The 16,124-nt window shown below is 39.1% G+C and carries 17 protein-coding genes; 3 read left to right on the forward strand and 14 right to left on the reverse strand.

What is annotated here, in order from left to right:
• Nucleotides 1-9: 9 nt before the first annotated feature.
• The 13 genes from J4N46_RS04480 to J4N46_RS04540 form a co-directional block, all read right to left on the reverse strand.
• The gene (locus J4N46_RS04480; protein ID WP_009416262.1) at nucleotides 10-990 is read right to left on the reverse strand and encodes a cation diffusion facilitator family transporter; all 981 of its coding nucleotides are present in this window, start codon (nucleotides 988-990) and stop codon (nucleotides 10-12) included.
• A gap of 137 nt (nucleotides 991-1,127) precedes the next feature.
• Nucleotides 1,128-1,571 (reverse strand): hypothetical protein, encoded by a 444-nt coding sequence (locus tag J4N46_RS04485; protein WP_208058319.1) that lies wholly within the window; start codon nucleotides 1,569-1,571, stop codon nucleotides 1,128-1,130.
• Complete coding sequence (locus tag J4N46_RS04490) at nucleotides 1,568-2,083, reverse strand: glycoside hydrolase family 73 protein (RefSeq protein WP_208058320.1); 516 nt, start codon at nucleotides 2,081-2,083, stop codon at nucleotides 1,568-1,570. Before J4N46_RS04490 ends, J4N46_RS04485 begins: the two co-directional genes overlap by 4 nt.
• Before the next feature lie 6 nt (nucleotides 2,084-2,089).
• Nucleotides 2,090-2,356: a cell wall anchor protein gene (locus J4N46_RS04495; RefSeq protein WP_208058321.1), complete on the reverse strand. Its 267-nt coding sequence runs from the start codon at nucleotides 2,354-2,356 to the stop codon at nucleotides 2,090-2,092.
• An 87-nt stretch (nucleotides 2,357-2,443) separates the two neighbouring features.
• Complete coding sequence (locus J4N46_RS04500; protein ID WP_208058322.1) at nucleotides 2,444-3,007, reverse strand: hypothetical protein; 564 nt, start codon at nucleotides 3,005-3,007, stop codon at nucleotides 2,444-2,446.
• Between the two features lie 622 nt (nucleotides 3,008-3,629).
• Nucleotides 3,630-6,071, reverse strand: a complete 2,442-nt coding sequence (locus tag J4N46_RS04505; RefSeq protein ID WP_208058323.1) for a GIY-YIG nuclease family protein — start codon at nucleotides 6,069-6,071, stop codon at nucleotides 3,630-3,632.
• A gap of 21 nt (nucleotides 6,072-6,092) precedes the next feature.
• Nucleotides 6,093-6,257, reverse strand: coding sequence for a hypothetical protein (locus J4N46_RS04510; RefSeq protein WP_208058324.1), 165 nt, complete (start codon nucleotides 6,255-6,257; stop codon nucleotides 6,093-6,095).
• A gap of 80 nt (nucleotides 6,258-6,337) precedes the next feature.
• On the reverse strand, nucleotides 6,338-6,904 hold the full coding sequence (locus J4N46_RS04515) for a hypothetical protein (RefSeq protein WP_208058325.1): 567 nt from the start codon (nucleotides 6,902-6,904) through the stop codon (nucleotides 6,338-6,340).
• A 22-nt stretch (nucleotides 6,905-6,926) separates the two neighbouring features.
• A complete protein-coding gene (locus tag J4N46_RS04520) occupies nucleotides 6,927-8,456 on the reverse strand; it encodes an Eco57I restriction-modification methylase domain-containing protein (protein ID WP_208058326.1) in 1,530 nt (509 codons plus the stop codon).
• A gap of 25 nt (nucleotides 8,457-8,481) precedes the next feature.
• On the reverse strand, nucleotides 8,482-9,123 hold the full coding sequence (locus tag J4N46_RS04525; RefSeq protein WP_208058327.1) for a DNA methyltransferase family protein: 642 nt from the start codon (nucleotides 9,121-9,123) through the stop codon (nucleotides 8,482-8,484).
• A 592-nt stretch (nucleotides 9,124-9,715) separates the two neighbouring features.
• Complete coding sequence (locus J4N46_RS04530; RefSeq protein ID WP_208058328.1) at nucleotides 9,716-11,602, reverse strand: amidophosphoribosyltransferase; 1,887 nt, start codon at nucleotides 11,600-11,602, stop codon at nucleotides 9,716-9,718.
• A gap of 2 nt (nucleotides 11,603-11,604) precedes the next feature.
• Entirely contained in the window at nucleotides 11,605-12,567 is a 963-nt protein-coding gene (locus tag J4N46_RS04535; protein ID WP_208058329.1) for a mevalonate kinase family protein, read from the reverse strand.
• A 75-nt stretch (nucleotides 12,568-12,642) separates the two neighbouring features.
• A complete protein-coding gene (locus tag J4N46_RS04540) occupies nucleotides 12,643-13,476 on the reverse strand; it encodes an IS982 family transposase (protein WP_208058534.1) in 834 nt (277 codons plus the stop codon).
• A gap of 120 nt (nucleotides 13,477-13,596) precedes the next feature.
• Between J4N46_RS04540 and J4N46_RS04545 the strand changes: the two genes are divergently transcribed.
• The 3 genes from J4N46_RS04545 to J4N46_RS04555 are packed head-to-tail and all read left to right on the forward strand — an operon-like array spanning nucleotide 13,597 to nucleotide 15,115.
• The gene (locus J4N46_RS04545) at nucleotides 13,597-14,319 is read left to right on the forward strand and encodes a hypothetical protein (RefSeq protein ID WP_208058330.1); all 723 of its coding nucleotides are present in this window, start codon (nucleotides 13,597-13,599) and stop codon (nucleotides 14,317-14,319) included.
• A gap of 34 nt (nucleotides 14,320-14,353) precedes the next feature.
• Nucleotides 14,354-14,743 carry a hypothetical protein gene (locus J4N46_RS04550; protein WP_208058331.1) on the forward strand — a complete coding sequence of 130 codons (390 nt, stop codon included), beginning with the start codon at nucleotides 14,354-14,356 and terminating at the stop codon, nucleotides 14,741-14,743.
• A 3-nt stretch (nucleotides 14,744-14,746) separates the two neighbouring features.
• The gene (locus J4N46_RS04555; RefSeq protein WP_236013700.1) at nucleotides 14,747-15,115 is read left to right on the forward strand and encodes an HlyD family secretion protein; all 369 of its coding nucleotides are present in this window, start codon (nucleotides 14,747-14,749) and stop codon (nucleotides 15,113-15,115) included.
• Nucleotides 15,116-15,121: 6 nt separating this feature from the next.
• On the opposite strand, the gene J4N46_RS04560 is transcribed toward J4N46_RS04555, so the two are convergent.
• Nucleotides 15,122-16,108, reverse strand: coding sequence for a hypothetical protein (locus tag J4N46_RS04560; RefSeq protein WP_208058332.1), 987 nt, complete (start codon nucleotides 16,106-16,108; stop codon nucleotides 15,122-15,124).
• Nucleotides 16,109-16,124: the final 16 nt, after the last annotated feature.

The raw sequence follows: 16,124 nt of genomic DNA on the forward strand, positions 1-16,124 counted from the left end.
TTTTATTTGTTATTCGCACTTTTCTTCCTCACAATGGCAGTCAGGAGCATCTATTTCAAGAGTCGTATGCGCTATGTGCAATTCCAACAATCTATGCTTCAGTTCGTGTTTTATTTCCATAAAAGCCCGCGTATTCACACACTCTTTCAGTACGATATGAGCCGTCAATGCATTCTTGTCACTACTCAAAGCCCAAATGTGAATGTGATGCACCGCCTGCACCATAGGGTGCGACTCTAGGCAGCGTTTTATCTCCTCACTATCAATCCCCGAAGGCACCCCGTCCAAAATCAACTTCATACTCTCTTTCAGCAAACCCCAAGTAGATACCAAAATCACGATTGCCACTATAAAACTACTGATAGGGTCTGCAATATGCCAACCCGTAAAATACACTATTGCCCCCGATACGATCACACCCACCGATACCAAAGCATCTACCATCAAATGCAAAAAAGCCCCTTTGATGTTGATATCATTATGCTGACCCTTGTAAAATAGAAATGCCGAAGCCGCATTTATTATCACCCCTATAAAAGCAGTAATCATAATCGCACTACCCACCATTTCTGGTGGATTTGCCAGTCGTTCACAAGCCTCAATACATATTCTTACTACGATATACATCAGCAGCAGCGCATTGATGAGCGAAGCAAGTATTGACGATTTTTTATAGCCATAAGTATAAAGCTGAGTAGCAGCCTTTTGCGACAGCTTCATTCCTATAAGCGAAATAAACAAACTCGCCACATCACTCAAGTTATGGGTAGCATCCGAAAGCAATGCCAGCGAGTTTATTCTATACCCCACCGCATATTCTATAAAAGTATACAATAAGTTAAGTCCAATACCTATGTAAAAAGCCCGATTCAAACTCTCAAAATCAACCACGTGATGATGGTGATGCCCGTGTTCGTGCTCGTGATGATGCTCGTGCTCGTGATGATGATGTTCACAACAACATTCTTCTTTATGTGCCTCCATTTTCATAATAGTTTATAAGTTATCATTAATGTAATTCAATAGTCAAAAAAATTGTACAATAGGGCTAACCTTACAACAAGGCAGTTGTTCAGCAACCCACCGCAAAAGTACTTAAAAAAATACAAATAATCACACTCGCAACACTACTTTTTTTTAATCATAATAAATAGAGCAACCGCCACCAACGCCAGCCACCAGCCCTGTCGCTGCCACCAGCCGCCCCCAGCTACAGACTTTTGTTGATGGTTATAAGCCACCCGATGAGCTTTCCCAAAAAGTCGTTGCCCACTTTCTTTTTCAGCAACTTGCCTCTGTAGTGCCCTCTGATTTTGCAATTTCCGCTCACGCCTAATCTTTAGACCACGTTTTTTAATACCATCGTCCCAAGCCGATAGCTCCACCCACACTTCATCTATTTCGCGCCCTATAGCCTCCACCTCCTGCAGTTGCGTTTTTAGCCCACCCCACGCCATACTGTCTACTAACGTTTGTGCTTCAGCCGTTACAGCCATTTGTTGCACCTCCTTTTTAGCCCTGCACGATAGCAGCGCCAACAAGCCCATCAATAAAATACCCCTTTTCATCATTGTTTTTCATCAATTATTGTAATTCTCTTTTTAAGCACCTCAGCGTAATGAGGGTCAGTAGCATAGCCCGCTGCCGCAATCGCATCAGCAAATTTGTACGGGTCGTCCCTTACCAAAAGAGCTTGGGCATAACGTTTATAGCGAAAGAAAAACATAGCGTGGTCAGTAAAACACTCCTCCGCCGACTTATATTTTCTAAACCAATCCTTTACCGTACAATTGTATTTCCCATCGCGCCGCCTCCGTACACTTATGATTTCAGGAAAATCACCCATACGAGGAGGAGCAGACAATACCTCAGTAGTAACCAGCAGCTGCCGAAACTCCTCTTGGCAATTCCTGTCAGCTTTTATGCCAAAAAACATATTATTAGGAGCGTGCAATCCCCATCCACTTTCCAATGACGCCTGTCCCAAGGTAAAAAGATGTGAAATCCCCGTTTTTTGCTCCGTCTCCAGCGCAAAATCCTTATATTTAGCAATAAAATCCCGTTCTATCAATCTCATAATCATTTCTTATTAGTTTTTTTGATGCATCAATCCCCTAATCACCCTTTCAAGTTCCTTAATGCGTTCGTTAGCCTCATTCAGGTCAGCAATAGCTTTAGCATATTTAGCCGAAAGGTCTTCAATCATATCCCGATAAATATGGATAGCCTTATCCACATTATCCAATTCACTACGCTGCAATTCCAATCGTTGTTTAGGTCTGCCAAAAAGCCAACCAGCCAATCCCGATAGTACAAGCCCCACAAACGACAGCAGATGTTCTTTTAGTAATTCCATTTGATTTAGTGGTTTGTAATTAATAAGTGAGTCTTCAGCCGCCAACAAGCAACTCTATGCCAACGACTGAAGACTAATGAACAACGACTAAAGAGTTACTTCCTTAGTAGACACATTACCAGGGCGGTCAGTAGCCGTTACCATTATTTTGCTACCCGAAAGCGTACTATTAGCGCTCGAAGTAGTGTACACCCATTGTCCTTCTTTTTGGGTAGCAGCTCCTTCTTCTATTAAGGCGTCATTACTTCCTGTAATTTTCACCTTCACGCTCACCACTTTCATAAAGTCGTGCACCATTACAACGATTTTCTCGTCCGAGCCCGCGCCCTTATAAGCCGAAGTATCGATGCTGTCAATAACAGGAACGCCCAAAAAGTCAGCCAAAGCCATATTGCGAGCACTTACCCCCGTACGTTTTGCCGCCTCTTCAGTATAGAACTTCTTAAGCGAGCTATTTTCCATAGCAGTTTTAGCGTAGAGCGCCCCTTTGGCGAATTTGTCGTGATGACTTTTTTGTTTTTCAGTGAATCCACTTTTTCTGTTAGGGTATTTGGCAACGATAGTTCTGCCATTCACTTGCCTGAATACAAGCAATTTAGCTACTTGTCCGCTCAAGCCAGCGGTTACGATGTTGTTTTTACTTTCTGCCATTTTTTTTAAAGTTTAAAAAGTTACACAATATTTTCTTTTTTGTAAAACCCAATCTTTTTTTCCACTGATCAATGTTCTTGTTTTTGTTTTACGCTGCAAAGGTGCGGCGAAAATTCAAGCCTCGCAAAAAGTTGTTCCACCCTGTTACAACCCTGTTCCACTATGCTACAACCCTGTCCACAAAATACAAAAAAAAGAGACCGCCCGAAGGCAATCTCTTTCTTATATTACAATATACCACACACTTTGTCAAACTTTCAGATTCCACCACACACTTTGGCAAACTTTCAGAGTTTGACAAAGTTTATATAATCAATTATGCGCTACGCACTTTGGCAAACTTTCAGAGTTTGCCAAAGTTTTTCTACCCCTCAATCCAAAATTCTCCCACCTGTCCCACCCGTCTTACCCGTCCCACACTTGAGCCTGTCCAAAAAGTCTTTAAAGGTACTACTTCGGCATCTCCCCCCCTTTTGAAGGAAGTCCGCGAGCTGGCGCAGCGGAGTATGTGTTAAGGGGGGATGTTAATAATCAATTAGTTACAAAAATATTCTGTTCATTAATAAGCTTGTTTTAAGCTAAAATAAAACTTTTTGGACACCCTCTCACAAACTAAAACGCATCACAATACTACAAAACTTTCATCTTCATAGCGTTTAAATTTATAAACAGCATCATTCATCAATCCCTTATTGAATACCCCCAACGAGGCAAGCAATTCAAATTGTTGCTGAGTAAGCCCTGTAACGCGCTTAAATAGCTCTGGTTCCAAACGCCGCACCACATCGTAAAAAGTCTCTTCGCGATAGGTAGTCAGGTACATAAAGTACGGAATACGCGTAGCGAGTTTGCGCAACTTCTTCTGTATTTCAGTGCGTTTTTTATAATACTCTTTTTCTTCTCCAGTTATTTCCTTATCGGGTTTTTCTCTTTTTTCAGCAGCCTCTTTCTTGGCTTTTTTTATCTTTTCGCTCTTGCTAATCACTGCCGTAAGGTCATCGCGTAGCGAGCGAAAATCTTCTATACTCTCCAAGGCAGCCATTGCTTCGGCGTTGTTTATCAACCGATTTAAAGTAAGGGTATCTACATTCACCAGCAGATTGCTTTCCCAGCGCCGCACCAGCTGGTTGGCTGTCGTACCCACTATAATTTTGTCTAATATATCCTGTGCATTAATAGCGTCTAATCGTCCCCCTTCGTAGTAAAGCACCGGCAAAAAGTGTATAAACTCCGCTACTGCCTGCTCCCTGCTTATCTCGCTATTCATCGTCAGCTGACCGCAGTATTGGTCTATCTGCTTCAGTGCGCGGTCAGGGGCAAAGTCAAATACATAACACAAGGTTTTTAGTATTTCCTCGCGGTTGGGCGAAGTGTTATTCGGGTTTTTTAGTACCCAAGGAGTCTGCACCCTAAAAATCGACTGAAAATAAGTCTCCGGACTGGTAAGGCTCCTAAGCACAAAAATACCCGACCACGCTGGCACCGATACCCCTGTAGTGAGCTTGCCACAAGAGAGCGTAATCGACTCCGATGTAATAGGGTCGCCCATTTGCTGTTCCATACGCTTCAAGGCTTCTTCTCCTATCCCTGCCTTAGTGCCCGAGCAGTTGATAATCTTATAGTTTTTGAAAAACACATTGGCTTTTAGCAGATTTTCCATCGCATCACAAGCCGACACATTAGGCAAAAACCAAAAAGTGTGTTGCAAGTTTCTCAGCAATTCCACATCCGAAAAAGGCATAGGGGCAAAAATATCTGCTTTCAGCTCGGTTTCATTAGCATCTAAAAATTGCCCTTTGATAAAATTCAACCAGCCTTGCACTGCTGTTTGATATTTGAATGTAGCGTGTTTTCCTTTGCCTTCAGCTTTAAAAAAAACATTGAGGTCAAACTCATCTTTATCACCTTTCTCAGCCATTTCTTCTACCTTTTGGGGCAGTTTGTAGAGCATCATCTGCATTTTGGGCAGCGACAGATAAGGGTTGTTATCGCCCTGCCATTGCTCTTTGGCTTGTTGCTCATCGGTATATGTCCAGCTAAAAATCTGGTCTTCTAAGAAGTCGCCGTTTTGTAGCGCACGGAAAGGAGTGCCAGAGAGGTACAAATAATGATTAGTAGTAATGGGCAGGGCTTCCTCATCAAAATCCTCTACAAAGCTAATATCGTTACCCTCTTCTTTTTCTATAGTTTTAGCCTCTGCTTGGTAGTCTTCGTACTCTTTTTTAAGTTGCCTTTCTATCTCTGTCGCTGTTTTAGGATCACCGAAAAGGTCTTGTGCTTTTTCGCGCCACGCCCCAAAGTGGTATTCGTCAAATATCACACAATCCCAATGCGTTTGGTGTATCCATTGGTTTTGCTCTTTAATGCCCTCCGTAGTTCTGTCTTTGCCCAATAGGTCTTGAAACGAACCAAAATACACATACGGGCGCTGCTTATCTATCTGTTCCGGAGAGGTATCAACCTCCGACTGCGATACAAATTGCCAGCCTTTAAAATCAATATGCTTAGTCAGGTCTTCGCGCCACGCATTTACCACAGCAGGCTTAAAGGTAATAACAAGCAAGTGCTTCCAGCCCATTGTTTTAGCCAACTGATAGGCAGCAAAGGTTTTGCCAAAACGCATTTTGGCGTTCCACAAGAAATGCGGTATATGTCCTCCTGCAGGGCGATTTTTGTTAAAATAAGCCGCTGTCATCGTTACCGCTCTTTGTTGTTCAGGGCGCATTGCAAAGCTGTGATAGCGACTCGCATCGGTATCGTATTGCCCCGTCTTTTCATAGGTAATACACGCTTTTAGTAGCTCGACACTACAGCGAAACCACTCGCCTTTTTCACGCACCACCCCCATACGCTGTAAGCCACGGTGAATTTCGTGGTCGGTAAAGAAGGTGCCATCATTGCGAATAGCGAGCTCATCGAGTTCTATACGCCACGTTTGTTTAGGCATTTTCACAGCTTCAGTTTGCTGGCGTACGCGCTCTTCAGCCGTAAGGGTAGTATAACCCACCTTTAGGCAATTAGGAAAACGCTCATCAGAATACGCATAAATACGAGGGATGTTCATAATAATTAGTAATTAGTTAGATTATTTTTCAGATGTTGTTTGGGTACGCTTTTCTTCTTCTATAGCCTCTAAGAGTTCTTTTAAAAGCTTTTCTCTGGCATCAAAAAGCCCTTTGGTTACTTCTTTTCTACAACCATCTCTAATTTTTCTCTCTTCTCTTGCTATAGAGCTAAGTATAAGAACCAAGCTGTTTTTGTAACAACTGTACTCTTGTTAGGTTTGCTTTTTTCATCTTACAAAGGTTTTTATTTTTTAATATTTTTAGGTTATAACATTATCTTTTGATTATCTTCTCGTGGTTTATCTAATTCCAGAATAATATTCTTTTTCTCTTCCGAAGAGAGAATTATATTATACTTTTTTTCCAATACTTCAAAAAGGTCTTCTATCGTGAATACACAATTTAATGCTTTTAAACGTTCTATCAATTCCTTCCATTTAATATTTCTCTCAATCCTACAATTTTCAACCTCTTTCAAATATTCATTCCATTCATTATTGAATTTTTCTTCAAGGTTTTTAATATCATCTTTTTTAGTTAGGGACACAAATATATTAGGAGGAGGAGAGAAATCTAAATTAATTTCTCCGAAAAAGCATACAAAAGGATGTAAAACAACTCCTTTTTTTTCAATAAAAGAGTTTATTTGCTGAGCTCTTTTCTCGAATCTGACATCTATTTCAGTTTTATAGTAATTATGAATACGATCTTCTTTTTCTCCCGTTTCAAGATTTTCTACTTCATCCCAACTATTATGTTGCTTTATAACTCTACAAGGGAAGTATTCCTCTTGACTATTTTTTCTCATAAAGTAATATTCACTTTTTCCCATTTTATTTCTACTTTTATTAATTCTACTCCATTGGTCTTACCATTTTTTCTATATAAGCTATTTCTTCCGCTGTAAGACCATATTTGCGGTATAGCTTTTCATCTGTCCATTCTTCAGTAAAATCTTGTAAGGGTATTAATCCAAATACACTTTTAGTTACGTGCATTGTACCTTTCCCTAAATAAAGAAGAAACTTAAAGAATTTTGTGTTCATATATTTAAGACAGTTTAATTGCTCGTTTTCTGTGTCAAAAGGACCTACTAACAAAAAAGTTTCTGTACAGATTTCATTAGGTTGAGCTTTTATAATCTCTGGGGGATTTATTGCATTGGTTGAATAACTTGTAGTAAAGAATAATTTATATTTATCTATACTATCAAAACCATTAGTTACAATATCTCTTGAAATATAACCAATAATACGCTTAGCCCCTCCCTTAATTCCTTTTACTCCATAAATCTTCAAAGCTTTTTCAAAAGGTTTAAAACTCAGGTTAGAGTTAGGATACCTTTCTGGTGTATTGAATAAAAAACCTCTTATACCATATGGTCTTACTTGTGAAACTATTTTTGAAAAACTCTCTTCGGAAGATGATTCTTCAATAATAGAAAGGACTCTATTGTTACGTATAATATATTCAAAATAGTTGTTTTTCAAAAAACGTTTTGATTTTATCTCTTCTCCATCGTTACTTCTAAAAATATAGTCTGTTTCTCCTTTATATTCTCTATCCAAAAGAAAATAGCAGACTCCTCCATCAAGATTTTGACCTGGGAAGCAATCTTTAGAGTTTTCAAAATCATATAAGATTTTAATTTTCTTATTTTCGACCATATTCTCTCTGAATTTCTTTAAGCCTCTTCCTCCTACCATCCATTTTGAAGGGATAATCATACATAAATAGCGAGGGTTCAACATAATAGCCTGTTCTACAAACTTGTTATAGATAGGCACTGCACTATCAGAACTTCCTCCACTACCATCGCTCATTTGGTAAGGTGGATTGCCGATGATTACATCAAATTGCATTTCTTTATAAGGGTTTTTGTTATGTATAAATAGATAAGCGTGTTGTTCTAGGGCGCTACGTTGCTCAGCACCAAACTCTCTTTCGGTGGCACCGCAATAAGTGCATTTGCCCTTAACGAAGGTATGTTCGCAGGGCTCAAAATAAATATTGCCATCGGGGTTACCTTGCTGGGCAAAAACATCGGTAAGGCAGTGTGCTAACTCCGTAGTGTCTTTATTACAATAAAGGGTACGCCTTGCGGTGAGTGCCGTAAGCTGGGTAATGGCAATGCCGTAGAGCTGCTGCCCCAGTATATGGTCAAGGCGCGCTTGCCGGTCGGGTATGGCTGTAGCCAAACCTTGCATCAGGCGTTTGGCTATCTCGCGCAAGAATACACCACTCTTAGTAAAAGGGTCTAAAAACTTAGCATTGGGGTCGCTCCACAACGTATCAGGCAGGGTGTCGAGCATACGGTTGGCTATTGCTGGCGAAGTAAAAACCTCATCATTACTCAGGTTTGCTAAACAATCTAATATATCCATAATAATTCGTCAATGAGTTAATTTTCTAATTTCCAAATTTGCTAATTTCCAAATAAGGCTTATACGCTGAAGTCTGTGCGTGTATCTCATTGCTTATGCCAAACATATCAAGCTGTTTACCTACATTGCCAGTGGTAGTGGTCTCAAAATCAAAAGTGCGATAAGCTACTTGTGTAAAGTCGGGCGCACTAAAAAGCCATTCGTAGAAAACAATCGGCTGTCCATCAGCAGTTTTATAAGTAAGGGCATCACCACAAATAAGGTTTTTTTGCATTATAAACCGAACGCTATTAGCAAGGGCATCCTCTAAAGGGTGTCCTTGTATTGGCTCATAGGTACTCAAAAGTTCGCTAAAAAGCCGTTCGCGGCATTCGGCTATATTGTCGGGCAATATATCTATCCCATAGATGCTGCCCACAACCTGTAGCAGATGGGTGTCATACGCCAAAGGCTGCTTGCCGTACTGCTCAGCAAGGGTGCAGAGCTTGCGGCGCAAGATTTCAATAAGAAAATTGCCATTGCCGCAGGCAGGTTCTAAAAAAGTAGCACTGAGGCTAAAACTCTGCTCTTTTACCAAATTGAGCATAGCATTTACCTCGCGCGGGTTAGTATACACCTCGCCGTGATCAGCTACTCGCTGTTTCGATTTTACTTGTGGAAGTTCCATAGCAAAGAGCCTTCACCTGTTCCTAAGTGAAGAAATAACGCTTAAAAAGCGTGGAACAGCAGCTCTACTCTTTGCACAGATAAAAAAAAGTAGCTCATAGCAAAGGAAGACACTATCGCGCTTCCTTTGCTCTCATAGGCTAACCTATATTCTGCGTTACTGACAAAAATTTTCCAGATTTTTACGGGTAACAGAATAAAGCTAACGCTTTTTTTTGTAATGTAGACATAAAAAAGCGTGAACTATATTCTACTCTGCTACCCGTAAGCGTCTGGAATCGCTCAATAACACAGAAATAGATAGCTCACGCCTATAATAGGAGGAGCATTATCCTTTTGTTTCTGTGTTATTTTAAAAATTTTCCAGATTTTTACGAGTAACAGAACAAAAGCTAACGCTTTTAATATATCTTTATTTTCAGTGGGCTGTCCAAAAAGTTTTTTTAAGTATGATTGCGCCACACACTTTGGCAAACTTTCAGAGTTTGCCAAAGTTAATCGCTCTGATAATCAATCACTTTTTCTCACATTGTACGGGCGATTGGCAAATCGCCCTCACTTTGGACAGCCTCATTTATTATTTAATCATTATTTTAATATGCTCGTTCTTTATTTCCTTCATAAAAGTTAATAAATGCCCTATTCACTACACGGTTACCACCATTAGTAGGATAGTTGCCCGTAAAGTACCAATCGCCAAGATTTTCCGGACAAGCGCGGTGAAGATTCTCTACCGTTTGGAAAATCACCTCCACCTCCGATGCAAAATCCTTAGGCAGCAACAAATCGCGTATTTTGCCCGAGATTTCCTCATTGCTAAAAGGAGCATATATTTCTTTTACGTAATTCACCACCTTATCATCGGTCAAATCCACTTGCGACAGGCACTTTTTGTATACAGCTTCTATAAGGTCATACGTGCCCCGTTCTTTATGCAATGCCAATGCCGCCTGAAAAGCCACCAAGTCCTCCAAACGAGCCATATCAATACCATAGCAGTCAGGGTAACGTATTTGTGGGGCTGAAGATACGATTACTATCTTCTTAGGCTCCAATCGGCTCAAAATACTCAATATACTCTTTTTCAAGGTCGTACCACGTACGATACTATCGTCTATAATCACCAAAGCATCTCCTTTTTGCACCGAGCCATAAGTGATGTCATACACGTGCGCTACGAGGTCATCGCGGCTGCTATCCTCAGTTATAAAGGTTCGCAACTTCACATCCTTAATAGCCACTTTTTCAGTGCGTACTTTTTGCGAAAGTATCGTTGGGTATTCAGCCTTGTCAGCCACTGCCAATTGTTTTGCTTTTTGCAAATTCAGTTGGTGTTCAGTCTCTTCTATAAGCCCTAAGTAAGCCGTTTCGGCAGTATTAGGAATATAAGCAAAAACCGTATCTTTCAAGTTGTTGCCAATAGCTTGGGCTACGTGCGGATAAAGCAACCTACCCAGCATTTTGCGTTCGCGGTAAATATCTTGGTCGTTGCCACGCGAAAAGTAAATACGTTCAAACGAACAAGCCTTGCGGACTGTAGCAGGTACAATCTCTTTGATAGCTACCGCGCCACTTTTCTTGATGATAATAGCATTCCCTGGTGGCAACTCTCGTATATCTTCGTATTTTACATTGAAAACAGTTTGTATGGCAGGGCGTTCCGATGCCACCACTACCACCTCCTCATCTTGGTAGTAAAACGCCGGACGTATGCCCGCAGGGTCGCGCAACACAAAAGCATCGCCGTGTCCAAACATTCCCTCCATAGCATAGCCGCCGTCCCAATATTTCGAGGCGCGCTTCAGTATCCGTTCTATATCCAATTGCTCGGCTATAAAAGGAGAAGCCTCTCTTTTGCTGTATCCTTGTTCTTTTAGTTTGCGGTACAACTCCTCTACTTCATCGTCCAGAAAATGACCAATCCCTTCCATCACTATCACCGTGTCGGTCTTGTCTTTAGGGTGTTGCCCCAAGCGAACAAGATTTTGGAATAGCTCATTTACGTTGGTCATATTAAAGTTGCCCGCCATTATCAGGTTGCGGTATATCCAATTGTTTTCACGCAAAAAAGGGTGTACATTTTCAATACTATTTTTCCCAAAAGTACCATAGCGCACGTGCCCTATTACCACCTCGCCTATATAAGGAAGCTCCCGTTTTTGCAAAGCAACATCCTCTTTCAGGGCAGGATTAGCCTTAAAACCTTTGTTGATACGCTCATTTATCTGCGAAAAAATATCTTGCACAGGCTGATGAGCGTTAGAGCGTACCCTACTGATGTAGCGCTCACCAGGTTCCATATCCAGCTTAATGCTCGCCAGTCCAGCACCATCTTGCCCCCTATTGTGCTGTTTTTCCAGCATCAAGTACATCTTGTTGATTCCGTAAAATGCAGAACCGTATTTTTCTTTGTAAAACTCAAGCGGTTTCAGTAGGCGGATTAGCGCAATACCGCACTCGTGTTTAATCGTGTCGCTCATTGTTAAAATTGATATACAACCTCTAATTTATGTCCCGCAAGGGAACGTTTTGCCTTTTCCAAATCTTCAGTGAAGCCCAAAATATAGCCACCACCGCCCGAACCACACAATTTCAAGAAATAATCACCCGTATCAATACCCTGTTTCCACAAAGTGTGAAATTCTTGCGGTATCATCGGCTTGAAGTGGTTCAGTACAACGCTCGATAAATTTTTTATATTCCCAAACAACGATTTGAATCGCCCTTTTAGAAAATCATCAATACAAGCATCCGTATATTTTATAAATTCCTCTTTTAGCATTTTCTGGAAAGACTCATTTTTCATATTTTCCATAAAAATACGCACCATAGGGGCAGTTTCGCCAATTACGCCACTGTCCAATAAAAAAACAGCTCCCTTGCCATTAGGGCTTTCTACAGGTATTCCCGTAGGCTCTATATGGTCAAGCGAGTTGATAAGAATCGGCAAACTCAAGTAGCTATTCAGCGGGTCTAACCCCGATGATGTTCCGTGAAAAAACGACTCCATACGTCCAAAGATAGCCCTCAGTTGCAGCAGCTGTTCACGAGTAAGATGCGCCATCGCATCAATAGGGTTTATAGCGTATTCGCTGTAGATAGCCGCTACCAAAGCACCGCTACTGCCCACCCCATAACCCTGAGGGATACTACTATCAAAGTACATCCCAGCAGCAATATCAGCCTTCAAGCGCGCAATGTCAAACTGCACTATAGGAGTTGCCTCCTTGCTCAACGACTCAAGGTGAGAAGCAAAAGCACTAAGAGCCTCATTCGATTTTCGAGCCTCTTCTCTTTTCTGCCCGTCCAAAGCATTCTTCGCTTCCTCTTCAGCAAGCATTTTCAGCGTACCCTTGTAAAAATTATAAGGGATAGCCAACCCTTTCGAGTTTTTAATAATACCATATTCTCCAAAAAGAAGAATTTTAGAATAGAAAAGTTTCATTTTTTAAAAATCACTCCGCAAAAGTACATATTTTTTGTCAATCACAAATATTTTTTAATTAAAAAAATCAACTTGCTAGTCGCTAATTATTTTAAACAACTGTAATCCAAAAATATACATTGTTATCTTTATTAAAAAACCTTTTAAAGTAACAGAATGTATCGTCCTAGGAAACAGCTTTTTAATATCGCTTATAGCTACTTCTATACGTTTTCTCATCTTTAATTTTAGCTTGCTCTGTTTTTCTGTATCGAGTCTTTTGCTATTGCTTTTCCGTTGTGTTCTTAACTCAACATTCTTGTTTTCTAACAGATAATCCTCTGCTTGATAATCTGTATAAGCACTATCCCCATAAAGTTTTGCCTCTGGTGGAAAAATTTCTGTAATCTTATCTAAGGCTTTCACATCTGCCATTTTTCCTACCGTAAAATGAAATGCAATCGGTATACCTTTTTCCGTTGTAACTAACTGAACATTAATTCCGTAAAAATAAGTTCGCATACTTGCTGTATAACCTCTATATTGTTTCCCTTTTGCAATTCTACATCTATTAATACGGATGTTTTGACAAATAGGCACAGGAAACGAATCAATGATATAGTTCATTTCACAAGTAAAATCTTTATAGAGAGAAGCTATCAGATGAAATAATTCATAAAGCATATTTCCCAAACTATGTAAGCGCCTATTAAACCTACTCTCTTCTAACATATTGGGGAATAGGTTATATTGCTTAACAAATTTGATAGCCGAACGATGATTCCCATAGAAATTTGTAGCAGCTATAAATGCTGTTGTAACAATCTCACTATTAGATACTTTTCTGCGAATATCTTCTGAATGATTAATTTCTTTTAAAATATCATCAATAATACAAAAAATTGACGTAATTTTGTCTTTGCAAAGCATTGGAGTTGTTTTTATTTTTTTTGCAATCACAAATATACAAATCTTTTGCTTTGCTTTTTTATTTTCTGAACTTTTCAACTAGCAAGTTGAATTATAATAGCATCTTATCATCAAATAATTATGAAACATTTTTTTTATACAATAGTAACATTAATAGGATTAATAAATCCAACCTTTGCACAAAAAATAGACTTCTTTGAGAAATTAGATTTTTTAGATTTGATTTTTTACCAAAAGGAGGTTAGTTTTACTTTGCAAATAACAGGTAATACACAAGAAACTTATAAAGGGGATTTTAAAATTTCGTCTAATACATACGAGATAGAAGATTGTACGCTTAGTGAACAAAAAGTACCTAACAAAAAAGATATGAATCAGATTAAAGAGCTTATAAAATTTGGGGTTAACACTTCAAACGCTATGTATAGAACTCTTTATGAATATAACGCACACAACAAAGGAAAGTTTAAATCTTCTTATGTATCTAATAATACTTGGAAACTTACTTGTGCTGATAAAGCAACAAGAGAGATGATGCAGTTAAGCAAAGATGACAAATGTTATTTCTTGGTTACCTTAGATGCCAATGGTTATATCACTCAGATTAAATCGGTTATTGAGGGAAAAAGAGAGGATATAGTACATTATACTACTGAAAAATTGTCATCTGAAGACGCAAAGGCTTTGGGAGGAGATGTGGCTAAGCTTTTTGTAGGGAATAACCTTGTTGCCTATTTTAGTGATATAGACGGAAAGGTTTTAAATCCAGATTCTGGCAATACGCTTCATTTTCAGTTTAAAACTAAACAAAATGACAAAATCAATCAACTCAGTTCCTTTTAATTAAGTAGCTTGATAGGAGTTTTTATATTAAGAAATGATAGAGAAAGATTACATAAAACGACAAATAGATTTATTCTTTCAGGAACTAACAGCTCTTTTGAGTAAAAAACCTGCAAAGGAAATAAAATTAAAAGAACTTAATTACTTATCAGAAAAATATACAAATCATACACTTACTTACTTTATAGACACTCCTATTGAAAATATTATCTCTGCCTATAAAGAAGAAGATGATACTTTAGAAATCATATCAGAATTACTTCTTCAAATAGAAAATAATAAAGAGGTTTTGAGTAAAAATATACAACTTATAGAGCATATCAATAAAGTAAGTACTTGCTTTTCATTTCAACGGAGTTCTAATTTACAAAAAATAAAAGCTACATTATCTATCTGTCTATTCTCCTGCTCCTCACAGAAATAGTGGTTGCATTGCCCTTTATCGGTATCGGCACGCGGGGTGATACGTTCCAATTTTGAAGATTCAGAACTTACTGCTCCTGTAAGCGGGAGGGTAGTAAAGTGCTTTCTCTCTCAAAACAACCAAAGCATCCAAAAAGGAGATACCCTACTGGTTATCACTACAGAACTATTAAACACACAGCAACAACTTGTCAATACTCAACAACAAGATTATAACGCACAATTACAAGACCTTACTGCATTAGTCTCTCACAAAAATACACCCCTGCAAACACCACAATACGCTCAAGAAAGAGCTGCTTTTTTGGAAAGAATAGGTCAGTTGCAAGCACAATTATCCTTAGCTAAAATAGAAGAATTTCTTATCAGTTAATGTGTTTTACTTAAAATACTCTATTTTTCGCTCTACGTAAAGTAGAGGAACCCCATTTTCGTAATTAATCATCTTTATCCAATTACCCTGTTTATCATTCGTATAAACGAAAGTAGCAACCTTCTCAGACGATAAAGTCAAGTGCTCTATCAGCCTACCATCAGCCGAAAATTTATTCTGAAAACCATTGTTTTTATTGCCGTTTATCTCAATGTACTCCTCTTTCAGTCTATTGCCCTCATCATAAGTAAATTTAGAATCCCATATCATATTCCCCTCTTCTTTAAATAACGAACCAATCAACAGATTTTCATCATTATACTCATAAAAAGCACGCACTCCTAATACACCATTTCGGTAAGTATCCTTGCCCACAAGCAGCTTGTTTTTATAAGTATAGATTTCCTTAGCACTTGGAAAACCATCTACATCTGTGTAATTACATTCAATCAGCCGTCCGTCAGCATCATATGTATACTTACAAGTTACGCCCCCTTCGCCCCCCAATTGGTTCAGCAAATCCTCCTCTTTTTGTCCGTTAGCTTTGTATTTATAAGTATCTTTTACAGCCAATACGTCGCGCACAAAAGTCGATTTATCTATCAGATGATTTTTTGCATCGTAAGTATATACTATTTTTCGGTGAAGAGTAGTGTCAAACAGCCTTTTTTCTACCAATCTCCCTTTTTGGTTATAAGTAACCACCGAAGGTACAATATCCACTAAAAAAGTAAGAAAAAAAACATTCGCACCCATTTTCTGCATAAGATGAAATTTTTCTATTCGCTCAGAAGGATAAAACCCCATCGAAAAAGGATCCCCTTTACTAATAACCCCATCTTTCTCCTCAGCAAAATAAAACCCCGTCTCTACCAATTTTACCTTGCCTTTTAACCCCATTGCTGCCCAATCATTGCCTGCAGCCTCCCCTTGTGCATAACCATACACACTCACAATCAATAGTAAAACACCGAGTAAAGATTTTATTTTCATCGCATTAGGTTTTAAA

Origin of the sequence: Capnocytophaga bilenii, assembly GCF_017565765.1 — a bacterium.
In the GTDB taxonomy this organism is placed as follows: Bacteria; Bacteroidota; Bacteroidia; order Flavobacteriales; family Flavobacteriaceae; genus Capnocytophaga; species Capnocytophaga bilenii.

What these genes read in the sequence shown, in the direction of transcription:
- J4N46_RS04480 (WP_009416262.1), bottom strand. Translation starts at nt 990, where the DNA reads ATGAAAATGGAGGCACATAAAGAAGAATGTTGTTGTGAACATCATCAT.
- J4N46_RS04485 (WP_208058319.1), bottom strand. Translation starts at nt 1,571, where the DNA reads ATGATGAAAAGGGGTATTTTATTGATGGGCTTGTTGGCGCTGCTATCG.
- J4N46_RS04490 (WP_208058320.1), bottom strand. Translation starts at nt 2,083, where the DNA reads ATGATTATGAGATTGATAGAACGGGATTTTATTGCTAAATATAAGGAT.
- J4N46_RS04495 (WP_208058321.1), bottom strand. Translation starts at nt 2,356, where the DNA reads ATGGAATTACTAAAAGAACATCTGCTGTCGTTTGTGGGGCTTGTACTA.
- J4N46_RS04500 (WP_208058322.1), bottom strand. Translation starts at nt 3,007, where the DNA reads ATGGCAGAAAGTAAAAACAACATCGTAACCGCTGGCTTGAGCGGACAA.
- J4N46_RS04505 (WP_208058323.1), bottom strand. Translation starts at nt 6,071, where the DNA reads ATGAACATCCCTCGTATTTATGCGTATTCTGATGAGCGTTTTCCTAAT.
- J4N46_RS04515 (WP_208058325.1), bottom strand. Translation starts at nt 6,904, where the DNA reads ATGGGAAAAAGTGAATATTACTTTATGAGAAAAAATAGTCAAGAGGAA.
- J4N46_RS04520 (WP_208058326.1), bottom strand. Translation starts at nt 8,456, where the DNA reads ATGGATATATTAGATTGTTTAGCAAACCTGAGTAATGATGAGGTTTTT.
- J4N46_RS04525 (WP_208058327.1), bottom strand. Translation starts at nt 9,123, where the DNA reads ATGGAACTTCCACAAGTAAAATCGAAACAGCGAGTAGCTGATCACGGC.
- J4N46_RS04530 (WP_208058328.1), bottom strand. Translation starts at nt 11,602, where the DNA reads ATGAGCGACACGATTAAACACGAGTGCGGTATTGCGCTAATCCGCCTA.
- J4N46_RS04535 (WP_208058329.1), bottom strand. Translation starts at nt 12,567, where the DNA reads ATGAAACTTTTCTATTCTAAAATTCTTCTTTTTGGAGAATATGGTATT.
- J4N46_RS04540 (WP_208058534.1), bottom strand. Translation starts at nt 13,476, where the DNA reads ATGCTTTGCAAAGACAAAATTACGTCAATTTTTTGTATTATTGATGAT.
- J4N46_RS04545 (WP_208058330.1), top strand. Translation starts at nt 13,597, where the DNA reads ATGAAACATTTTTTTTATACAATAGTAACATTAATAGGATTAATAAAT.
- J4N46_RS04550 (WP_208058331.1), top strand. Translation starts at nt 14,354, where the DNA reads ATGATAGAGAAAGATTACATAAAACGACAAATAGATTTATTCTTTCAG.
- J4N46_RS04560 (WP_208058332.1), bottom strand. Translation starts at nt 16,108, where the DNA reads ATGAAAATAAAATCTTTACTCGGTGTTTTACTATTGATTGTGAGTGTG.